This window comes from Rhodohalobacter sp. 614A, assembly GCF_021462415.1.
GTDB lineage: Bacteria > Bacteroidota > Rhodothermia > Balneolales > Balneolaceae > Rhodohalobacter.
In genome coordinates, this window is sequence record NZ_JAKEDS010000001.1 from 1,923,773 (window position 1) to 1,941,981 (window position 18,209).

17 protein-coding genes and 1 riboswitch are annotated in these 18,209 nt (G+C 43.1%); of the genes, 8 read left to right on the plus strand and 9 right to left on the minus strand.

The window, feature by feature from the left end:
- Positions 1-921 carry a 16S rRNA (cytosine(1402)-N(4))-methyltransferase RsmH gene (gene rsmH, locus L0B18_RS07830; protein WP_234571034.1) on the minus strand — a complete coding sequence of 307 codons (921 nt, stop codon included), beginning with the start codon at positions 919-921 and terminating at the stop codon, positions 1-3.
- A gap of 1 nt (position 922) precedes the next feature.
- The gene (gene mraZ, locus L0B18_RS07835) at positions 923-1,387 is read right to left on the minus strand and encodes a division/cell wall cluster transcriptional repressor MraZ (protein WP_234571036.1); all 465 of its coding nucleotides are present in this window, start codon (positions 1,385-1,387) and stop codon (positions 923-925) included.
- Between the two features lie 382 nt (positions 1,388-1,769).
- On the opposite strand from mraZ, the gene L0B18_RS07840 reads away from it, so the two are divergent.
- Both L0B18_RS07840 and L0B18_RS07845 read left to right on the plus strand, forming a co-directional pair.
- Positions 1,770-2,393: a porin family protein gene (locus L0B18_RS07840; protein ID WP_234571038.1), complete on the plus strand. Its 624-nt coding sequence runs from the start codon at positions 1,770-1,772 to the stop codon at positions 2,391-2,393.
- 54 nt (positions 2,394-2,447) lie between these two features.
- Positions 2,448-2,606 (plus strand): hypothetical protein, encoded by a 159-nt coding sequence (locus L0B18_RS07845; protein ID WP_234571040.1) that lies wholly within the window; start codon positions 2,448-2,450, stop codon positions 2,604-2,606.
- A gap of 50 nt (positions 2,607-2,656) precedes the next feature.
- Here the strand turns inward: L0B18_RS07845 and L0B18_RS07850 are convergent, their stop codons facing one another.
- The 6 genes from L0B18_RS07850 to L0B18_RS07875 form a co-directional block, all read right to left on the minus strand.
- Positions 2,657-3,682 (minus strand): hypothetical protein, encoded by a 1,026-nt coding sequence (locus L0B18_RS07850; RefSeq protein WP_234571042.1) that lies wholly within the window; start codon positions 3,680-3,682, stop codon positions 2,657-2,659.
- A 52-nt stretch (positions 3,683-3,734) separates the two neighbouring features.
- On the minus strand, positions 3,735-4,781 hold the full coding sequence (gene metX, locus L0B18_RS07855) for a homoserine O-acetyltransferase MetX (RefSeq protein ID WP_234571043.1): 1,047 nt from the start codon (positions 4,779-4,781) through the stop codon (positions 3,735-3,737).
- A 77-nt stretch (positions 4,782-4,858) separates the two neighbouring features.
- Positions 4,859-6,187: an O-acetylhomoserine aminocarboxypropyltransferase/cysteine synthase family protein gene (locus L0B18_RS07860; protein ID WP_234571045.1), complete on the minus strand. Its 1,329-nt coding sequence runs from the start codon at positions 6,185-6,187 to the stop codon at positions 4,859-4,861.
- Between the two features lie 191 nt (positions 6,188-6,378).
- A riboswitch (SAM riboswitch) is annotated at positions 6,379-6,509 on the minus strand.
- A gap of 239 nt (positions 6,510-6,748) precedes the next feature.
- Positions 6,749-7,840, minus strand: a complete 1,092-nt coding sequence (locus tag L0B18_RS07865; RefSeq protein ID WP_234571047.1) for a hypothetical protein — start codon at positions 7,838-7,840, stop codon at positions 6,749-6,751.
- Between the two features lie 97 nt (positions 7,841-7,937).
- The gene (gene era, locus L0B18_RS07870) at positions 7,938-8,819 is read right to left on the minus strand and encodes a GTPase Era (RefSeq protein WP_234571048.1); all 882 of its coding nucleotides are present in this window, start codon (positions 8,817-8,819) and stop codon (positions 7,938-7,940) included.
- Positions 8,820-8,870: 51 nt separating this feature from the next.
- Positions 8,871-9,596 carry a pyridoxine 5'-phosphate synthase gene (locus tag L0B18_RS07875; RefSeq protein ID WP_234571050.1) on the minus strand — a complete coding sequence of 242 codons (726 nt, stop codon included), beginning with the start codon at positions 9,594-9,596 and terminating at the stop codon, positions 8,871-8,873.
- A gap of 110 nt (positions 9,597-9,706) precedes the next feature.
- Between L0B18_RS07875 and L0B18_RS07880 the strand changes: the two genes are divergently transcribed.
- The 3 genes from L0B18_RS07880 to xylA all read left to right on the plus strand — a co-directional run bounded on the left by L0B18_RS07880 (position 9,707) and on the right by xylA (position 13,181).
- The gene (locus tag L0B18_RS07880) at positions 9,707-10,267 is read left to right on the plus strand and encodes an NlpC/P60 family protein (protein WP_234571052.1); all 561 of its coding nucleotides are present in this window, start codon (positions 9,707-9,709) and stop codon (positions 10,265-10,267) included.
- Between the two features lie 92 nt (positions 10,268-10,359).
- Positions 10,360-11,853: a xylulokinase gene (locus L0B18_RS07885; RefSeq protein WP_234571053.1), complete on the plus strand. Its 1,494-nt coding sequence runs from the start codon at positions 10,360-10,362 to the stop codon at positions 11,851-11,853.
- Positions 11,854-11,867: 14 nt separating this feature from the next.
- On the plus strand, positions 11,868-13,181 hold the full coding sequence (gene xylA, locus L0B18_RS07890; RefSeq protein WP_234571055.1) for a xylose isomerase: 1,314 nt from the start codon (positions 11,868-11,870) through the stop codon (positions 13,179-13,181).
- Between the two features lie 76 nt (positions 13,182-13,257).
- Here the strand turns inward: xylA and icd are convergent, their stop codons facing one another.
- Positions 13,258-14,505 (minus strand): NADP-dependent isocitrate dehydrogenase, encoded by a 1,248-nt coding sequence (gene icd, locus L0B18_RS07895; protein ID WP_234571057.1) that lies wholly within the window; start codon positions 14,503-14,505, stop codon positions 13,258-13,260.
- Between the two features lie 286 nt (positions 14,506-14,791).
- Between icd and L0B18_RS07900 the strand changes: the two genes are divergently transcribed.
- From L0B18_RS07900 to L0B18_RS07910, 3 genes are all read left to right on the plus strand, one after another.
- A complete protein-coding gene (locus L0B18_RS07900) occupies positions 14,792-14,995 on the plus strand; it encodes a hypothetical protein (protein WP_234571059.1) in 204 nt (67 codons plus the stop codon).
- Positions 14,996-15,025: 30 nt separating this feature from the next.
- Positions 15,026-16,858, plus strand: a complete 1,833-nt coding sequence (mutL, locus tag L0B18_RS07905; protein ID WP_234571061.1) for a DNA mismatch repair endonuclease MutL — start codon at positions 15,026-15,028, stop codon at positions 16,856-16,858.
- Positions 16,859-17,075: 217 nt separating this feature from the next.
- Positions 17,076-18,206, plus strand: coding sequence for a tRNA-queuosine alpha-mannosyltransferase domain-containing protein (locus tag L0B18_RS07910; RefSeq protein WP_234571063.1), 1,131 nt, complete (start codon positions 17,076-17,078; stop codon positions 18,204-18,206).
- Positions 18,207-18,209: the final 3 nt, after the last annotated feature.

Below are 18,209 nucleotides of genomic sequence, written 5' to 3' on the forward strand. Positions count from 1 at the left end.
TTAATCCTCCTTCACTTTTTCGGCTACTCTGAGTTTTGCACTCCGTGAGGCCGGATTCTTCTCAATTTCTTCGTCGGAAGGGGTGATGATCTGTTTGGTAATTACATTGATTGGTTTCACGGGATTTCCAAAGAAATCCTTTTCAATCTCCCCTTCAAAATTTCCACTTCTGAAAAAGTTCTTCACAATTCTGTCTTCAAGAGAATGGTAAGAGATGGCTACAATGCGTCCGCCGGAATGAAGAATGTCGAGTGAATCCTGTAATCCTTGCTTTAAAACATCGAGTTCGCGGTTCACCTCAATACGAATACCCTGGAAAACCCGTGCAACTGTTTTAATCGTATGGCGACCGTATATTACATTCTCAATCGATTCCCGCAATGCGCCGGTGGTTTCAATGGGGCGGTTTTTTATGATTTCGCTGGCAATCTGTCTGCTTAACCGTTCTTCGCCGTAGTGGTAGATAATATCCCGCAGCTTTTCATAATCGTAATTGTTCACAACATCATAAGCCGATACACCACTGAGTTCACTCATCCGCATATCCAGCGGACCATCATTCTGGAAGCTAAACCCACGTGAAGCTTCTTTTATTTGATGTGTGGAAACTCCGAGGTCAAACAGAATACCGGAAACCTTTCCATGGTATTTGGGAGGAATTAATGTGGTAAGATGACCAAAATTCCCTGAAATGGTTTCCAGGCGTGGATCATCGCCAAGTCGTTTTTTGGTCGCTTCAAGAGCTTCTGCATCCTGGTCAAGGCCGATAAGCGTACCGTCTTCTGCAAGAGATTCGAGAATCTTTTTGCTGTGGCCTCCTCCTCCGAGAGTTGCATCTATATAAATGCCAGACTCGTCGGTAATCAGGAATTCCACAGTAGGCTGCAACAAGACAGGTGTATGGGGATGATATGTTGTCATGCTAATCTCCATTCTCAGGTTCATCTCCCATTACTTGTTCAAAGAGGTCAGCGTAGGCTTCATCGTCAAGCATTGAATCGATCTCATCAAGCTTCTCTGGTGACCATATTTCAATTCGTTCTCCACTGCCAATAAAGATTGCGGTTCCATCAATCTGGGACCATACTTTGAGGTGAGGTGGTAGTGAAATCCGATGTTGCTTGTCGAGGGTTACATCTTCGGCGTACCGGAGAATGTTTCTCTTTACGGTTCTCCCTTTACGGCTGAAGCTGTTGATTTTATCCAGTTTGTCTTCAACCTCTTTCCATTCATCCTGCGGGTATATATAAAGGCAGGGATCAACTCCGCGTAGAATGGTATATCGGTCTTCAGCTTCAGGACTGACGTTTTTGCGTAGCTTGGCAGGAAAGGCAACGCGGCCTTTATTATCTACACTGTGTTCATATTGCCCTTTGAAGCTTGGCACGAGAATTCTCTATTTTTGATTGCTTAAATCTTAGGGTAGTAAGTGAATGATCAGGTGCTAGCTTAACCCACTATCCCCCACTTCTCCCCACAATGTACCCTATTGAGTCCTAATATGTCAAGAAAAATGTTTGGTTTATTTGAAAAATTTGTACACTTAAAAAAGTAAAAAATGCCCATCAGGGGATTTGAAGACTGTTTTTTAAAACTGGGCAGACGGAGTGGTGCGTTGTGGGGAGGAAAAGTGGGAGAGTGTGGGGCATTTATAAAGCGAAATCGTTCTCTTTAACAAGATTTCAGATTACCTTTAATAAGGTAGAAGAGTCAAGTTCGATAAATACTCAAATTAATTATTCAAAGCTAATCATCATTGGAGTATAAATATGGAAAAAATTATATCGATAATTCTGGTTACGTTTTTTTTAAACGTAGTGTTTTTTCAAAATGGATTTGCTCAAGAACACCGCTATGGAATAAAAGGAGGAATTACATTTTATCAAATACATGGAAAGTATGTTCTTGTTCAGGGAGGTGAGAGGACTGATTTGGATTCTCATCACGTATCGGGGATTGAAGCAGGATTTTTTGCTGAATTTCGAGTCAACAAAATGTTTTCTATTCAACCGGAAGTTGTATTTGCACAAAAAGGAGGGAGTTCTATTACTTCACTTGATGTACAGAAAGATATCAACCTTAACTATATTGATTTACCGGTCTTATTAAAATTCCGAGTCCCAGTCACCCAAAAATTTATCCCTTATATTTTTGGTGGGCCGTACGGGAGTATTCTGGTGAGGGCCCAAGTTGATTTGGGCGAATATGGTTCGGATACAATTACTGATCAGTATACAAAACTGACTTACGGTGTAAAAGTTGGGGTCGGAGTTGAGATTGGGAGGTTTATCATCGACGGTCGATATGATCTGGGAATTTCAGAAATTTATAAAGAAGATGGTTCTGATGAATATGTTCGGGGGTTTGTTATAAGTATAAGTAGGCTATTCTGATTTACTCATAAAAATGAAGTAGTTGAAGACTTACATTACGGCCTTAAAGTTGGCTTGGGTATTAATCTTGGGCAATTTGTAATAGATGTTCGTTACGATATGGGCATTGCCGATCTTTATGCCAATGAGGTAGAATTCGCCGGGGGAGACGAAGACAGTGATGTAAAACTAACTACAGAAGGTATTGTGCTGACTGCAGGAATAACTTTTTAAAAAGTAGCTGCAAAAAACCTCTCATCAATCTCCTGACAAGAGGTTTTTTGTTATTCAATAGTAAGAATATCTCCAAGAATACCGGCCGCCGTAACCTCTTTGCCGGCTCCCGGACCTTGTATGACCAACGGCTGATCGTAGTATCGTTTTGTTTTTATCTGAACCAGGTTATTGGTTCCGGTCAATTGACCAATGGATGATTCTTTTGCTACAGCTTTGATCCCGATTTTGATCTCTCCATTTTTCAAAACTCCAACATATCTCAATTTCTTTCCGGCCTCATCAGCTTTAGAAATTTTTTCACTCCAATCCTTATCAAACTTATAGAGCTCTTCCAGGAATGTAGTGGAGTCCACATCTTTTAATTGTTCGGGGATTAATGACTCAACTTTCAAATCGTCCCGTTCCAGTTTTAATCCGCAGATTCTTGCCAGAATCATGAATTTTCGGGCTACATCTTCGCCGGAGAGATCATCGCGGGGATCGGGTTCAGCATATCCCAAGCTGCGCGCTTTTATCACAGCTTCACTGAAACTGTTCCCCTTGTCCAATTCAGAAAACAGGTACGTCATGGTTCCCGACAGAACACCGCTGATTTCAACTATTTCATCCCCGGTTTGAATGAGGCTTTTGATGGAGTTTAGAATTGGCAATCCTGCACCTACATTTGTTTCATACAGAAAATGAACGTCGTGCTCTTCAGCAAGTTGATGCAGCGATTCAAACGATTCCTGGCTCTGTGTATTGGCAAGCTTGCTCGGGGTAACTACATGGATTTTCTCCTTCAATAGTTGAGGATAAAGTTCAGTGGTATCGAGGCTGCCGGTTGCATCTATAAAAATTACAGATCCTTTTTCGTAAGAAGACAATTTATCGATGATAAAGTCCCAGTCTTTTTCGGGGCCTTTCAAGAGATCTGTCAGTGTGTAATTACTTTGGGTATGATCGTACCACAAAACATGCTTGCGATTGCAAACCCCAAGAACCCGCAGTGATTTTTTGTGGCCGTTAACGGAGACCTGTTTTAAAAGTGTGCTTCCAACTGCACCAACGCCTGCAATGAATATTTTTTTCACTTGTTTCGCTTGATCTGCAGTTGCTTTCTTATATGCTTTCAATTGTGACATATTAATAGCTGAGGCTATGTTTCTTTTGGATAAATGATTCAATAATTTCATTGATCTGATCAAATTCTATCAGAAAAGCATCGTGTCCGTACGATGATTGGATTTCATGGTATTCGCCGTTTTTCAATAATTTGGCAAGATCTTTCTGTTCCTGGATGGAATAAAGGTGATCGGAATCAATTCCAATAACCCGTACCGGAATATTCACCCGGCCAAGTACTTCTTCAAAAGATCCCCTTCCCCGCGATACATCATGCGAATCCATCGCTTCCGTTAAGATGATATAGGAGTGCGCATCAAATCGCTCGGCAAGTTTCGCGCCCTGATAATCCAGGTACGATTCAACCTGAAATTGAGAAGAATCAGCCTGGAGATTTCGTCCGAATTTTTTGTCATAATCAGAAGGGGCCCTGTAGGTAATCATCGCCATCATGCGAGCGGTGGCGAGTCCCTCTTTCGGGCCTTCTCCTTTTTTATAATGACCGTTTTTCCATTCGGGATCGGTATAAATTGCTTTGCGCTGGGCATGGCTGATTCCAATGGCCCACGGACTGTGTGATTTGCCCATGGCAATGAGGGCGGCGGATTGAATACGCTCATCCATCACTACAAATTCAAGTGCCTGCATTCCTCCCAATGAACCGCCAAGTACCAGCTCAATTTTTTTGATTCCAAGCTGATCCAAAAGTTGTTGCTGGAAGCGGACCATATCGCGGACGGTAATATCCGGGAAGGAGTTTTGATAAGGTTCTCCGGTTTCAGGATTTGTAGACCACGGTCCAACAGATCCGTAAGGACTTCCCGGTACATTTATACAGATGATGAAGTTTTTTGCAGGATCACAAACTCTTCCCTCCCCGAAAATTCCGGGAAACCATTCATCAGCGGCGGCGTGGCCTGTAAGGGCATGGCAGATCAAAATAACATTATCTTTCTCTTTGTTGAGAGAGCCCCATGTTTTATATGCCACTTCCGGTTCTTCAAACCGGGCACCGGCCTCAGTGATAAAAGGCTTTTTTAATTTATCTGTGATAATTCCTTCATTCATTAAATCGGATGATTTTTAAAATTTCCCACCGGGTTTCAACAAACCGGCGGGAAATTAAGTTCAAAACCAATAAATCTCTATGCCGGTTGTTTGATTTTGTTAAATGCCTGCTCGAAATCACCGATGATATCATCGATGTGTTCGATTCCGACAGAGACACGAACCAGGTCACCTTTCACGCCACTCGCTGCTTGCTCTTCTTCAGTAAGCTGCTGGTGAGTGGTAGAAGACGGATGAATAACCAGGGTTTTGGCATCGCCCACATTAGCAAGGTGGCTGGCAAGCTCCACACCTTCGATGAAGGAACGGGCTGCGTCATAGCCGCCTTTCACGCCAAAGGTAAATACAGAGCCAAATTTGCCTTCCTGCAAGTACTTTTTGGCATTTTCATGATGCGGATGATCGGTCAGGCCGGTATAGCTGATCCACGAAACGTTGTCGTTATTTTGTAACCACTGGGCAAGTTTCAATGCATTTTCATTGTGCCGTTCAGCCCGCAGAGAAAGGGTTTCAAGGCCTTGTAACAATAAGAAACTGTTGAATGGAGAAAGGGCCGGTCCAACATCACGCAAACCATCAACCCGTGCCCGGATTGCAAATGCGATGTTTCCGAAAGGTCCGTCTTCACCGAATACTTCCCAGAAATTTAATCCATGATAGGAGGGGGAAGGTTCTGTAAACAGCGGATAATTTCCATTACCCCAGTTGAAATTGCCGGCATCTACAATAATTCCGCCGATGCTGTTTCCATGGCCGCCGATCCATTTGGTTGCAGATTGTACCACAACATTGGCACCATGCTCAATAGGGCGGGCCACAGATCCGGCCATTCCGAATGTATTGTCTACCACAAGTGCAATTCCGTGTTTTTTAGCAACAGAAGAGATGGCCTCAAAATCGGGCACATTTCCACGCGGATTACCGATAGATTCAACGTAGATCGCTTTTGTATTGTCATCAATCAGGGCATCGAACGATTCAGGATCGTCGTTTTCTGTAAACTTCACATTAATCCCAAGCCGGGGAAGAGTAACCTTAAACTGGTTATACGTACCACCGTACAGGTTTTGAGTAGCTACAATATTATCACCGGCTTGTGCAAGATTTGTGATAGCCAGAAATTGAGCAGCCTGGCCGGATGCCGTTGCTACAGCAGCAGCGCCTCCTTCCAGAGCAGCAATACGTTTCTCAAAAACATCCGTGGTCGGATTCATGATCCGGGTGTAAATGTTACCGAACTCTTTCAGTGCAAAAAGATCGGCAGCATGATCGGCATTGTTGAATTGGTAAGACGTTGTTTGGTAGATCGGTACTGCACGTGATCCTGTTGTAGGATCCGGCTCCTGGCCTGCATGAAGCTGCAGCGTTTCGTATTTGTAGTGTTTTTCTTCTCCGTTGTTACTCATGTTGTTCCTGTTATTTAATGTTAGTTGAAGTTCTGGGTAATGCTAACTTTGTTGTAATGGTAATCTGGCATTAAAAAAATCATATCATGTTGTGATTTGAAATCCTCAGCAAATAAAAAAAGCCTCTTCCGAAATCCAGTTCCCGTGGGAAAGATTTTCAGAAGAGGCTTTTTGTTTGATCGTGCCTTATCGTCTTATCTTCCCCAGGTTATAACGAAAATGTTAAAACCGGGCAGGATTTAGCACCTGACTTCACGCAATTCCTGCCTGAACGGTTGCTAAGGTTTCTCAGGGCCTGTCCCTCCACCTTTCTGGATAAGATTTCAATTTGTTAAAGAACTCATCCGCGGCTTGCGGCTAACAAAAAAGCCCAGCTGGCAACCAGAGGGCTTTCAATTTCTTTCGAAAAAAAAGACGTTCCCTCTGCATTACGTGCTACAACAACACATACACATTATGCAGATACAATAATCAATATTATTCGTCAAATTTTTCATTACTCAATAATACGAGAGAAACGTCTATACTTGCAAGATTTTTTTAGAGATACATTTAAAATCTTTAAAAACGAATTTCGGTGATAATTTCCAGTCTTGAAATATTATCGGTTTCCCCATTTTCCTGATACCAATTTCGGCGCACATTGAAAATGATTTTCGAATGATTGGGAAAAATGTAAGCAACACCGCCAACCGCTTGTCTTTCAATCCAATTGTTAAGATCCCGGTTAATGATCTCATCAAACCGGTTGGTTAGTGCAATGGGCAGATTGTCGAATGGTTTTATTTCGAGAAACATACTCCATCCCTTTAAATCAATCGGTTGGAGAGACTGTGTCACAAATTCACCGGAGGCATCTCCTGTACTAATAAATCCCTGAATGACAGAAGCCCAATGCTTTGATTCATACGATAAAGCTGTGCCTCCAAGCCTGAAATCCGGGCTTTCCGGTATATTTCCTTCACCGACCGAACCGATCAGGCTGGTTTGAAAGCCAGGCAAATGATCGGGCAAAGGCCGGAGTGTAAAACGGCCTTCAAGCAGCTTATTATTGTTGCGTTCCAGGGCTGAATATCCGCCTCCGTTGTAGACTCCAAAACTCAGGCTTCCGTACCTGCCGGGGTAAGATGATTGAACTTCTTCCTGGTATTCCTCATCAAGTTCTCCTCCTAAAAGTGAGGAGAAAGTGACACCGTAATCGGCGGAACTTACAATTCCGTTTTGATCCAAAAACATTGATTCCTGCGAGCGGTAGTCGTTTATCTTTTGCTCAAAATCAATCCAGGGCCGATGAACAACACCGAGTTCCAGGTTCGGGCTAGTGAAAAACCCTTTGTCTTCGAAGTTGAGTTTCAGGAGAGCATATTTTAAACGGAGCTCAATATTTCCTTCGCCATCGCCTTCCTGGTCGATCGATACATCCTGAGTGAATCGAATTTCTGCCATTTCCGACAAATTCTTCCGAAAAGTTATGTATCCCCGCTGAATAGTGAACTCATTATTAACCGCTTCATCTTCAAAAATTCGCTCAAAAGAAAAAAAGAACTGGCCGCTGAAATCGACGGTTTTATCAAAATCTTGTGAATATAAAGCAGAGGGAAACAATAGCAATCCCAGTAAAACCCATCTCATGGCAGGAAATTTGGTAATCATATAACGGTTTAATTTTGATCAAAAAAATAGAAGTTTCAGAACTCTATTTGAAGTTTTTCTTTTTCTTGGCGCCGTCAACTCCAGAAGAATGTTGTTTTTAATAACCGAGATTTCTCACCCAATTTTCATTTTCACGCCATTTTTCTCGGACTTTCACGTGAAGGTCCAGGAATACCTGTTTTCCAATAAATTCTTCGATGGTTTCCCGGGCTTTTATCCCAAGTTCTTTGATGGCTTTTCCCCCTTTTCCGATTAACATTCCTTTTTGGGATTTTCGGTTTACGATGATATCTGCCGAAATATGGTCGATGTCGATATCCGCATCATAGGAGACAATATCAACCGTACAGGAATATGGGATTTCCTGTTGAAATTGAAGAAAGATTTGCTCCCGAATCAACTCAGAAACAAAGAATCGAATCGGATGTTCGCTCAAATCTTCTTTGGGGTAGAAGGGCGGACCGGGTTGCAAGTGAGACCGAATGTCTTCGATCAGTTCGGGAATCCCTTCGCCTGTCAATGCAGAAAGATAGTGGGAAGAGGAAATTCTTAGTTTCTCTTCAATTAAAGAAGCTTTTTGTTGGGCATTTTCCTCCTTCATGATATCCACTTTATTAACCACCAGGATGATTGGCTTATTGATTGATCGAAGCAATTCAATCACTTCATCGGTGGGATGCTTATCCGTTGGATCAAAAATAAAAAGAAGAACATCGGCGTCGGCCCGGGCCCGGTTTACGGTATTCATCATCGCCCGCTGCAGCTCGTATTTTGGGGTGATAACCCCGGGCGTATCCAGGAAAACAATTTGAGTATCGTCATCAGAATAGATGCCAACAACCTGGTGACGGGTGGTCTGCGCTTTATGCGTTGTGATGGAAATCTTGGTTCCCAGAATCTGGTTCATCAATGTAGATTTTCCGGCATTCGGTTTCCCGATAATGGCTGTATATCCGGATTTATGATGTTTTTCAGGCAAAATTATGAATGTTGATTTTGAGTATTGAATGTTGATTTATAATCGGCTCATTTATGATTCAACATTCATAATTTTTAAATACTCCTTCACCGTTCGTTCCAATCCCCAGAAAACAGCTTTTGATACAAGCGCATGGCCAATGCTGACATCCTCTAAATAGGGAACATTTTCAATCAGAATAGGAAGGTTTTTTAAGTTTAACCCATGACCAGCATTCACCGTCATTCCAAGACTATGGATCATCTCGGCTGCATCGGTCAGACGGTTTAACTCATTTTTTTGAGCATCACTATCAACGGCATTGGCAAATGTGCCGGTGTGAAGTTCGATGGCATCAGATCCCAGCTCGTGAGCCAGTTTTATGTCCTCCGGGTTAGGGTCGAGGAAGAGGCTGATTTTTATCCCGGTATCTTTGAATGCAGGGAAAACGCGGTCTTTAAAATCATCATAAACCAATTTCATATTGAGGCCGCCTTCCGTTGTAAGTTCTTCACGCCCTTCCGGAACCAGCGTACAGAGATGTGGTTTTACTTCTTTACAAATTTCAATCATTTCATCAGAAGCAGCCATTTCAAAATCAAGGGTGCCTTTAACGGATTTCTTTAATCGATAGACGTCTTCGTCCCGAATGTGGCGACGGTCTTTTCGAAGGTGAAAAACAATTCCAGTAGCACCGGATTCTTCACAAACGGAAGCGGCTTCAACCGGATCGGGATATCCTTCTCCACGAGCATTCCGCAATGTAGCAATATGGTCAACGTTTACAAGTAACTGCATCACTGTTTTTGATTAAATCTGTAAAAGTGAACATTCATATTTTCAGAAATCAAAATTATTCCAAATATTTATCAATAATATCATACAGAAGATACAATATCCCCAGCCAAATGTTTAGTCTGCTCTCAACTACAAAAACCGTTCAGTTTACACTTCTTGGAGTGTTGTTTTTTTATGTGACCGGATGTGGAATGGCCAACCGCGCAACCATCCCCGATGAACCGGTCCAAAACGAACCAAAAGAAGAAAGCCAGCCGTCTTCGCCATTAATTATGGATGTTTCCCCTTCGGTAGAAGATGTAACGGACGTCCGGCAACAGTTGCAAAATGCTCACCAGCAGTGGCAGGGAACTCCCTATAGATATGGTGGGGAAAACAGTAACGGAATAGATTGTTCTGCATTTACCCAGAGAGTTTTTCGGGATTTTTTTAATACCGATTTGCCAAGAAATACACGAAGTCAATTGACGGAAGGAGCAGGGGTTCGCAGGCGATCGATTCAAACAGGTGATTTGATCTTTTTTAAAACGGGCAGAAAATCGCTTCATGTCGGGATTTCGATGGGAAATGGAAATTTTCTCCATGCATCTCAATCCTCGGGCGTGATGGTTTCGAACCTGGGAGAACAATATTGGGCTGTTCGGTATCTCGGAGCCCGAAGAGTTTTATAGTCTTTTTTGTAAATGATAAAATGATACTGCATTTTCTAGGTAGGTGGTCTCAAGTCATCTGAAAGTAAGGTCATTATTATAGTCTATCATGAATGGGTAAAAAAGTTTTAATTGGATTTGACGTTGGGAGTTCGTTTGTCAAGGGATCAGTAATTGATGCGGACAACAGTAATTTGATTGCAACTGCCTCTGCACCAGACAGGGAAATGATGATGAAATCACCCGAGCCGGGAATGGCTGAGCAGGATCCCGGAATGTGGTGGGAGCAGATAAAGACGATCACCCACAAGTTATTGGCTGCAAAAAAGTTCACAAAAGACGATGTAGCCGGAATAGGAATATCTTATCAAATGCACGGATTGGTTGCGGTTGATAAGGATAAGAATGTATTGCGCCCTTCAATTATTTGGTGCGACAGCCGTGCAGCGTCCATCGGCCGAAAAGCATTTCAGGATTTGGGAGAGGATTTCTGCCTGAAGAATTACCTCAATTCGCCGGGAAATTTCACCGCTTCTAAACTAAAATGGGTGAAGCAGAATGAGCCTGATATTTATGAAAAGATCTGGAAAATCATGCTTCCGGGAGATTATATCGGGATGAAGCTCACCGGTGAAGTTTGTACGACAACATCCGGTTTGTCTGAAGGGATTTTTTGGGATTATGGCATTCATGATGTGGCCCATTCTCTATTCGAATATTATGAATTGTCTGAAGATCTTTTGCCCGAACACCTTCCCTCATTTGGCGATCATGGGACGCTAACGAAATCGGCTGCCCAAGAACTTGAACTAAAAGAAGGCACGCCGGTCACTTATCGTGCGGGAGATCAACCCAATAATGCGTTTTCACTGAATGTGATTGATCCCGGGGAACTGGCAGCAACTGCAGGTACATCCGGGGTGATTTATGGCGTGACAGACCGGCCGGTTACAGATTCAAAATCAAGGGTAAATACATTTGTCCACGTCAATCATGCACCCGGGAACGAGCGCTACGGAATGCTTCTTTGTGTGAATGGAACAGGCATCCTTAACAGCTGGATTAAAAAACAGATGGCTGACGACAGTTTTACCTATGAAGAAATGAACGAGCTGGCAGCAAATGTACCCATCGGTTCAGAAGGATTAAAAGTTTTGCCTTTTGGGAATGGAGCTGAGCGTGTTTTAGAAGATAAGAATGTTGGTGCCCAATTCAGCAATATTGATTTTCACAGGCATAGCAAAGCACATATGTTTCGTGCTGTGCAGGAAGGAATTGTTTTCTCTCTTAATTATGGTCTCCAAATCATGGAAAAAACCGGGATTGAGGTCAGAACTGTAAAAGCGGGTCATGCCAATATGTTTTTGAGTCCCGTGTTCAGGGAAGCTTTTGTGAATACGACAGGAGCTATTCTGGAATTGTACGATACCGATGGCGCTCAAGGTGCGGCACGTGGAGCAGGTGTAGGTGCAGGTGTATTTAGCAACATCGTTGATGCATTCCGTGGACTTGAGAAAATTGAGACCGTTTCACCTGAAAAAGAGAAACAGACAAAATATCGGGAGATGTACACCGAATGGATTCAGACATTACAATCAAAACTATAAATTCAAAAGAAAGAATGAGTAACGAATATTTTCCTGGAATCGATACGATTAAATACGAAGGGCCGGATACGGATAACCATCTGGCATTTTGCTATTATGATGAAAATAAAGAAGTAGCCGGCAAAACCATGAAAGATCATTTCCGGTTTGCCATTGCATATTGGCACTCTTTTTGTGGCGACGGCAGCGATCCTTTTGGCATTGGAACACACAATTTTCCGTGGGATAAAACCAGTGATCCGGTTGAAAATGCAAAGTACCGCCTGGATGCTGCCTTTGAATTTTTTACCAAACTTGGTACGCCTTACTACTGCTTTCATGATCGCGATCTTGCTCCGGAAGGAGATTCTATTGAAGAATCAGAAAAAATTCTTCAGAGCCTGGTTTCAAAAGCCAAAGAGTACCAGGAAGATACCGGTGTAAAACTTTTATGGGGAACGGCGAATTTGTTTACTCATCCCCGTTATATGAACGGTGCTGCGACCAATCCGGATTTTGAAGTGGTTTGTCACGCTGCGGCACAAGTAAAAGCCGCACTTGATGCCACGGTAGAACTGGGTGGCGAAAATTATGTGTTCTGGGGCGGACGCGAAGGTTATATGAAATTGTTAAACACCCTGATGAAAAAAGAACAGGATCATTTGGGTGAGTTCCTGCGCAAAGCCCGGGATTATGGACGAAGCATCGGTTTTGAAGGGAATTTTCTGATTGAGCCAAAACCCATGGAGCCGACCAAACATCAGTACGATTTTGATTCGGCTACTGTAATTGGTTTCCTCCAGGAACAGGATCTTATAGATGATTTCAAACTGAATATTGAAGCCAATCATGCTACGCTTGCCAGCCATAGTTTTGCTCATGATTTGACAGTGGCTGCTGAACGCGGATTGCTTGGAAGTATTGATGCAAACCGTGGCGACAATCAAAACGGCTGGGATACCGACTACTTTCCAACCAACCTATATGATGCTGTTGAAGCGATGATTGTACTTCTGGAAAACGGGGGAATTGAACCAGGCGGGTTTAATTTTGATGCAAAAATCCGAAGGAATTCAACCGATCCCGAAGATTTGTTTCACGCACACATTGGTGGGATGGACACATTTGCACGTGGATTGATTATCGCCGACAAGATTATGAACGATGCGGATTTCAAAAAAATCCGGTATGGCCGGTATGCATCTTTTGATGAAGGAAATGGTAAGAAGTTTGAGAATGGAGAGCTGTCTTTGGAAGAACTGCGCAATCTTGCAGCGAAATCAGGAGAGCCAAAAACGATCAGCGGCAAACAGGAACTTCTCGAAAATATCGTGAATCGGTATATCTAAGTTATTGAACCAGAAATAAAAAAGGAGGCGACCGATCAGGCCCCTCCTTTTTATTAGTAGTTGAAGAAATAGAGGATTACATTCCTTTTACAATCTCTTCTCCAAATTCAGAACACTTCAGTAGAGTTGCTCCTTCCATCAGGCGTTCGAAATCGTAGGTAACGCGTTTGTTGCTGATGGCTTCTTCAAGGCCTTTTTCGATCAGGTCGGCGGCTTCTTTCCAGCCGAGGTATCGAAGCATCATTACGGCTGAAAGAATCAGCGAACCCGGATTTACTTTATCCTGGCCGGTGTATTTTGGAGCCGTTCCGTGAGTTGCCTCAAAAACAGCAATTCCCGATTTGTAGTTGATGTTGGCACCCGGCGCAATCCCGATTCCGCCCACACATGCTGCAAGTGCATCAGAAACATAATCGCCGTTCAGATTCATGGTGGCAATCACATCGTATTCGTCAGGACGGGTGAGAATCTGCTGAAGGAATGCATCGGCAATCACATCTTTGATGACAATTCCATTCGGTAATTTACACCACGGACCTTCGCCAATTACTTCTGCATTGAATTCTTCTCTGGCAACTTCATATCCCCAGTTTTTGAAGCTACCTTCGGTAAACTTCATAATGTTACCTTTATGAACCAGGGTTACACTGTCTCGTCCTTCTTCAATGGCATAATTGATAGCTGCACGAACCAGCCGCTTGGTTCCTTCAATGGAAATGGGTTTGATTCCCAGAGAGGATGTTTCCGGGAAACGAATGCTTGTGGCTCCTAATTCATCAATCAGGAAGTCTTTCAGTTTGGTATTTTCGGGTGTTCCGGTTTGGTACTCAATTCCTGCGTAAATGTCTTCCGTATTTTCGCGGAAAATCACCATGTCAGTCAACTCAGGTTGTTTTACAGGGGAGGGCGTTCCCTTGTAGTACTTCACGGGACGAACACATGCATACAGGTCCAGTTTCTGGCGAATCGCCACATTCAAAGACCGGATACCACCGCCGACCGGAGTGGTCAGAGGACCTTTTATACCAACTAAATACTTCTCAAAAACTTCCAGTGTATCATCCGGAAGCCAGGTATTGTCTCCGTATTTTTCAACGGCTTTTTCACCGGCATACACTTCAAACCAGTTGATTTTCTTCTTGCCGTCGTAGGCTTTTTCAACAGCACTGTCTACAACGTTTTTCATGGCAGGCGTAATGTCAATTCCAATACCGTCGCCTTCAATAAATGGTATGATAGGATCATCTCCAACTGAAAGGGAACCATCCGCATTTTTCTTGATAATGGTTCCTTCAGAAGGTTCTTCTAATTTTTTAAAACTCATTCGTTAATGGTTGTTTCTTTTGGGTTAGCAATTTCAGTCATTTAAAATAATGAAATTAGATTGGATTTTATATTTAACTCTGGAAACATTGTATTTCTTTTTTCAAATTTTTGCTGAATAAAATTAAATCAACGTATCAGTAATCATGTTTTTGCTTTAAATAGAAATGGGATGTTGTGTCCTGAAGATTCTCTGAAAAAAACTGCAAATTCCGGTTCTCAAATTGTATCTTTAAAATAGTTTGTAAACCGAGTCGTTTAAAGAAAAAACGAAAAACGGAGAAGACATGCTAAAACCCATGTTCGGCTTCAATGCCAAGCCCAGAAAATTTGACATGCCCTTGCGGTATTACGATCCCGAGAAGGAAAAAAAACGCCGACAGCGAATGCGTTTTGAATCTAAACGAAAACGTCATCGGTCTCAAAATATCCGGGTTGTATTGTATGCACTGGGCTTGATCATGGTTATTTGGATCATCACAGTTCTGTAAGCTTCATCTTTAAAATTTGGAACGAGTTTTTTGAATCAACAAGGAGAAATCGGGCAATCGGTCATACGTACCATGCCCCCCGAACTTTCCAACAAAATTGCCGCCGGCGAAGTTATTCAACGCCCAGCCTCTGTGGCTAAAGAGCTTCTCGATAATGCGATCGATTCCGGCGCCGATCATATCAAACTGATTGTACAACAAGCCGGCCGTACGTTGATACAGGTTATTGATAACGGCTGTGGAATGTCTGAGACAGATGCCAAACTGTGCTTTGAGCGGCATGCCACATCCAAAATTGAATCGATTGATGATCTGTTCCGTGTACGAACGATGGGTTTTCGCGGGGAAGCGATGGCGTCTATTGCGTCTGTCTCACAAATTGAGATGAAAACCAAGCGGGTTGAAGACGATGCCGGAACCCTTCTTGAAATTTGGGGAGGAGAGGAAAAGCGATTTGAACCGGTGGGAGTGGACGATGGCACATCCGTAGCCGTTCGGAATTTATTCTATAATGTACCCGCACGCCGACAGTTTTTAAAAACGGATGCGACCGAACTGAAACATATCATCCAGGCATTCCAAAACAGTGCTCTTGCCAATGCCGGTATTGAATTTGAAATGCATGCCGACGGCGACCGAATGTATCACCTCCCAATACAGGGTTTGAAAGAGCGAATTCCGGCACTATTCGGCAAACAATACAGGGCGAGTTTAATTCCATTTGAAGAGGAAACCAGCTATGTGAAAATTCATGGTATACTGGCTGATCCTAAACTGGCGAAGAAAAGCCGTGGTGAACAATTCCTGTTTGTAAACGGGCGTCCATTTCAGCATCGATACCTGACGTATGTAGTTCTCAGCCTTTTTGATACATGGACACGCCAAAACGAATATCCTTTTTATACGATCTATTTTGAGATTGACCCGACCCAGGTAGATGTAAATGTTCATCCCGCAAAACTGGAAGTGAAATTTGATGACGAACGAAGCATTATTCAGCTTGCGAGATCCGTTATCAAAAAAGCCATTAATGAATATTTTGCCGTTCCCGATGTGGAAACGTCCAAACGGGTTGAAAATGATTTTGATCTCTCGCTGGATCAATTTACCGGTGGACCTAGCCGGTCTGATAGATCGTCGGCTAAACGAGATCCCATTCACCTGCCCTCGCGAATCAATTTCGGGAATGCAAAGATTGACGGAGATGAATCAGCGAAACGCCTCTATGGCGATACGGATACCGAACGGGAGGAAACCGCATCCGGTCAGCAGCAGTCATCCAAAAAACAGAATCAATCTACAGAAAAAGGTTTCTGGCAGTTGCACAACCGGTATATCCTTACGCAAACCCGAACCGGTTTGTGTGTGATTGATCAGCATGCGGCTCATAAACGTATCATTTTTGAGAAAGCGATGAGCGCCACGGAAGAATCACTTCCCGGAACTCAACAGCTTCTGTTTGCACAAACCGTTGAGCTTTCGGCGTCGGAGTTTTCTCTTCTGAAAGAATTGTTGCCAATCATCCAGCGAATGGGATTTAGTATCCAGCTTTTGAGTGGAAATACTGCAATCATAAACGGCGTTCCCGCTGACATCGAAATTGGTGATGAAAAAGCAGTGTTGCGCGAGATGTTGCAGCAATATCGTGAACTCAGCAAAAAGCCATCCCTCGATGCCCGCCGGAAAGTGGCCATTGCATTTGCTTCCAGAACAGCCATCCCAAAAGGGAAAAAACTTACAGGCCAGGAAATGGAGATGCTCATCGACCAGCTTTTTGCCTGTGATGAACCCTACATGGATCCGCTTGAAAAACCCACGCTCGTTACCATGTCGCTAGACGAAATGAAGCGGCGTTTCAGGTAGCAAATTCCAGGGACAGGTATTAGGAAACAAGCTTTTCGTCATTGCGAGCGAAGCGCGGCAATCTCCCATCATCATTTCATTAGAAGATTCCTTCATTTCATTCGCAATGAGTGATACATATTTGCATTATCTTAACAGAATATAGTTGCTTCTGAGTCTTCTACTCATTTATTTCGGGTAACTTTAAATCAACATCTATAGCTATCGGAGATTGTTCGTGAATATACTTGCAGTAGAACCTTTTTATAATGGATCTCACCGTGCCTTTCTGAAAGGTCTACAGGAACATTCACGGCATAATATTATCCCGATTAAGCTCGACTACCGGCGTTGGAAATGGCGAATGCATGGTGATTCGGTAAAACTCGCAGAGATGTCGGCCGAAGTGAATGAGGAAATTGACCTGCTTTTGGTGAGCAGTATGGCCAACCTTCCAGCCTTTTTGGCGCTGACCAATCCGCGATTTGCCCACACTCCAAAAATTATGATGATGCATGAAAATCAGCTCACCCAGCCCATGCCGGAAGGAGAGGAACGTGACATCACCTATTGCTATATCAACTATTTGAGCATGTTGTCGGCAGATAAGCTTTTATTTTCGACAAGGTTTCATCTGAACGATTTGCTTGAAGCTCTGCCTGCATTCCTGGAAAATTTTCCGGATGACAAGCACTATAAAACTGTGGATCAAATCAGGCAGAAGAGCCTGGTAATGTATCCCGGATTAGACCTGAAGGTTTTTGATGAACAACCGGATATCCGCCACAAAAATAAACGCCCGGTTATTGTTTGGAACCAGCGCTGGCAGTTCGACCGCAACCCGGCCATGTTTTTTAAAGTGCTGAACCGCCTGAATGATATTGACCTGGAGTTCGACCTGATTCTTGCAGGAGATACCAAACATCGCAAACCGGAAGAGTTTGAGCGTGCCTGGAAACGGTTTGGCGATCAGATTACGCATTTTGGTTACGTCGAAAATGTTGAAAATTACAGCAGGCTTCTTCATGCCGGCGATATTGTTGTATCCACAGCTACGTACGAATTTTTCTGTGTGGCCATTATGGAAGCTATTTATTGTGGGTGTCATCCCTTGGTACCCAACCGGTTGCATTATCCCGAACTGATTCCTGAGAGTTTGCACAACCCTTTGTTACATGCTCCTGTGTTGTATGATACGGAGGATGACCTCTTTCACAATCTTAAAAAACTGCTCACAGGAGAAACCAAACCTCTGCCCAAATCATCCCTTCAAAATGTGAATAAACACTTGGATTGGAGTCAGATGATTGATCGTTATGATTCTCTTTTTGATGAACTGAAGGAGACAAAGAGTGTGGCTTCTTTTTAACCT

Coding starts and splice junctions, on each gene's coding strand:
- rsmH (WP_234571034.1), bottom strand. CDS start 921: ATGACAACATATCATCCCCATACACCTGTCTTGTTGCAGCCTACTGTG.
- L0B18_RS07840 (WP_234571038.1), top strand. CDS start 1,770: ATGGAAAAAATTATATCGATAATTCTGGTTACGTTTTTTTTAAACGTA.
- metX (WP_234571043.1), bottom strand. CDS start 4,781: ATGAATGAAGGAATTATCACAGATAAATTAAAAAAGCCTTTTATCACT.
- L0B18_RS07860 (WP_234571045.1), bottom strand. CDS start 6,187: ATGAGTAACAACGGAGAAGAAAAACACTACAAATACGAAACGCTGCAG.
- L0B18_RS07865 (WP_234571047.1), bottom strand. CDS start 7,840: ATGATTACCAAATTTCCTGCCATGAGATGGGTTTTACTGGGATTGCTA.
- L0B18_RS07875 (WP_234571050.1), bottom strand. CDS start 9,596: ATGCAGTTACTTGTAAACGTTGACCATATTGCTACATTGCGGAATGCT.
- L0B18_RS07880 (WP_234571052.1), top strand. CDS start 9,707: ATGTTTAGTCTGCTCTCAACTACAAAAACCGTTCAGTTTACACTTCTT.
- L0B18_RS07885 (WP_234571053.1), top strand. CDS start 10,360: ATGGGTAAAAAAGTTTTAATTGGATTTGACGTTGGGAGTTCGTTTGTC.
- xylA (WP_234571055.1), top strand. CDS start 11,868: ATGAGTAACGAATATTTTCCTGGAATCGATACGATTAAATACGAAGGG.
- icd (WP_234571057.1), bottom strand. CDS start 14,505: ATGAGTTTTAAAAAATTAGAAGAACCTTCTGAAGGAACCATTATCAAG.
- L0B18_RS07900 (WP_234571059.1), top strand. CDS start 14,792: ATGCTAAAACCCATGTTCGGCTTCAATGCCAAGCCCAGAAAATTTGAC.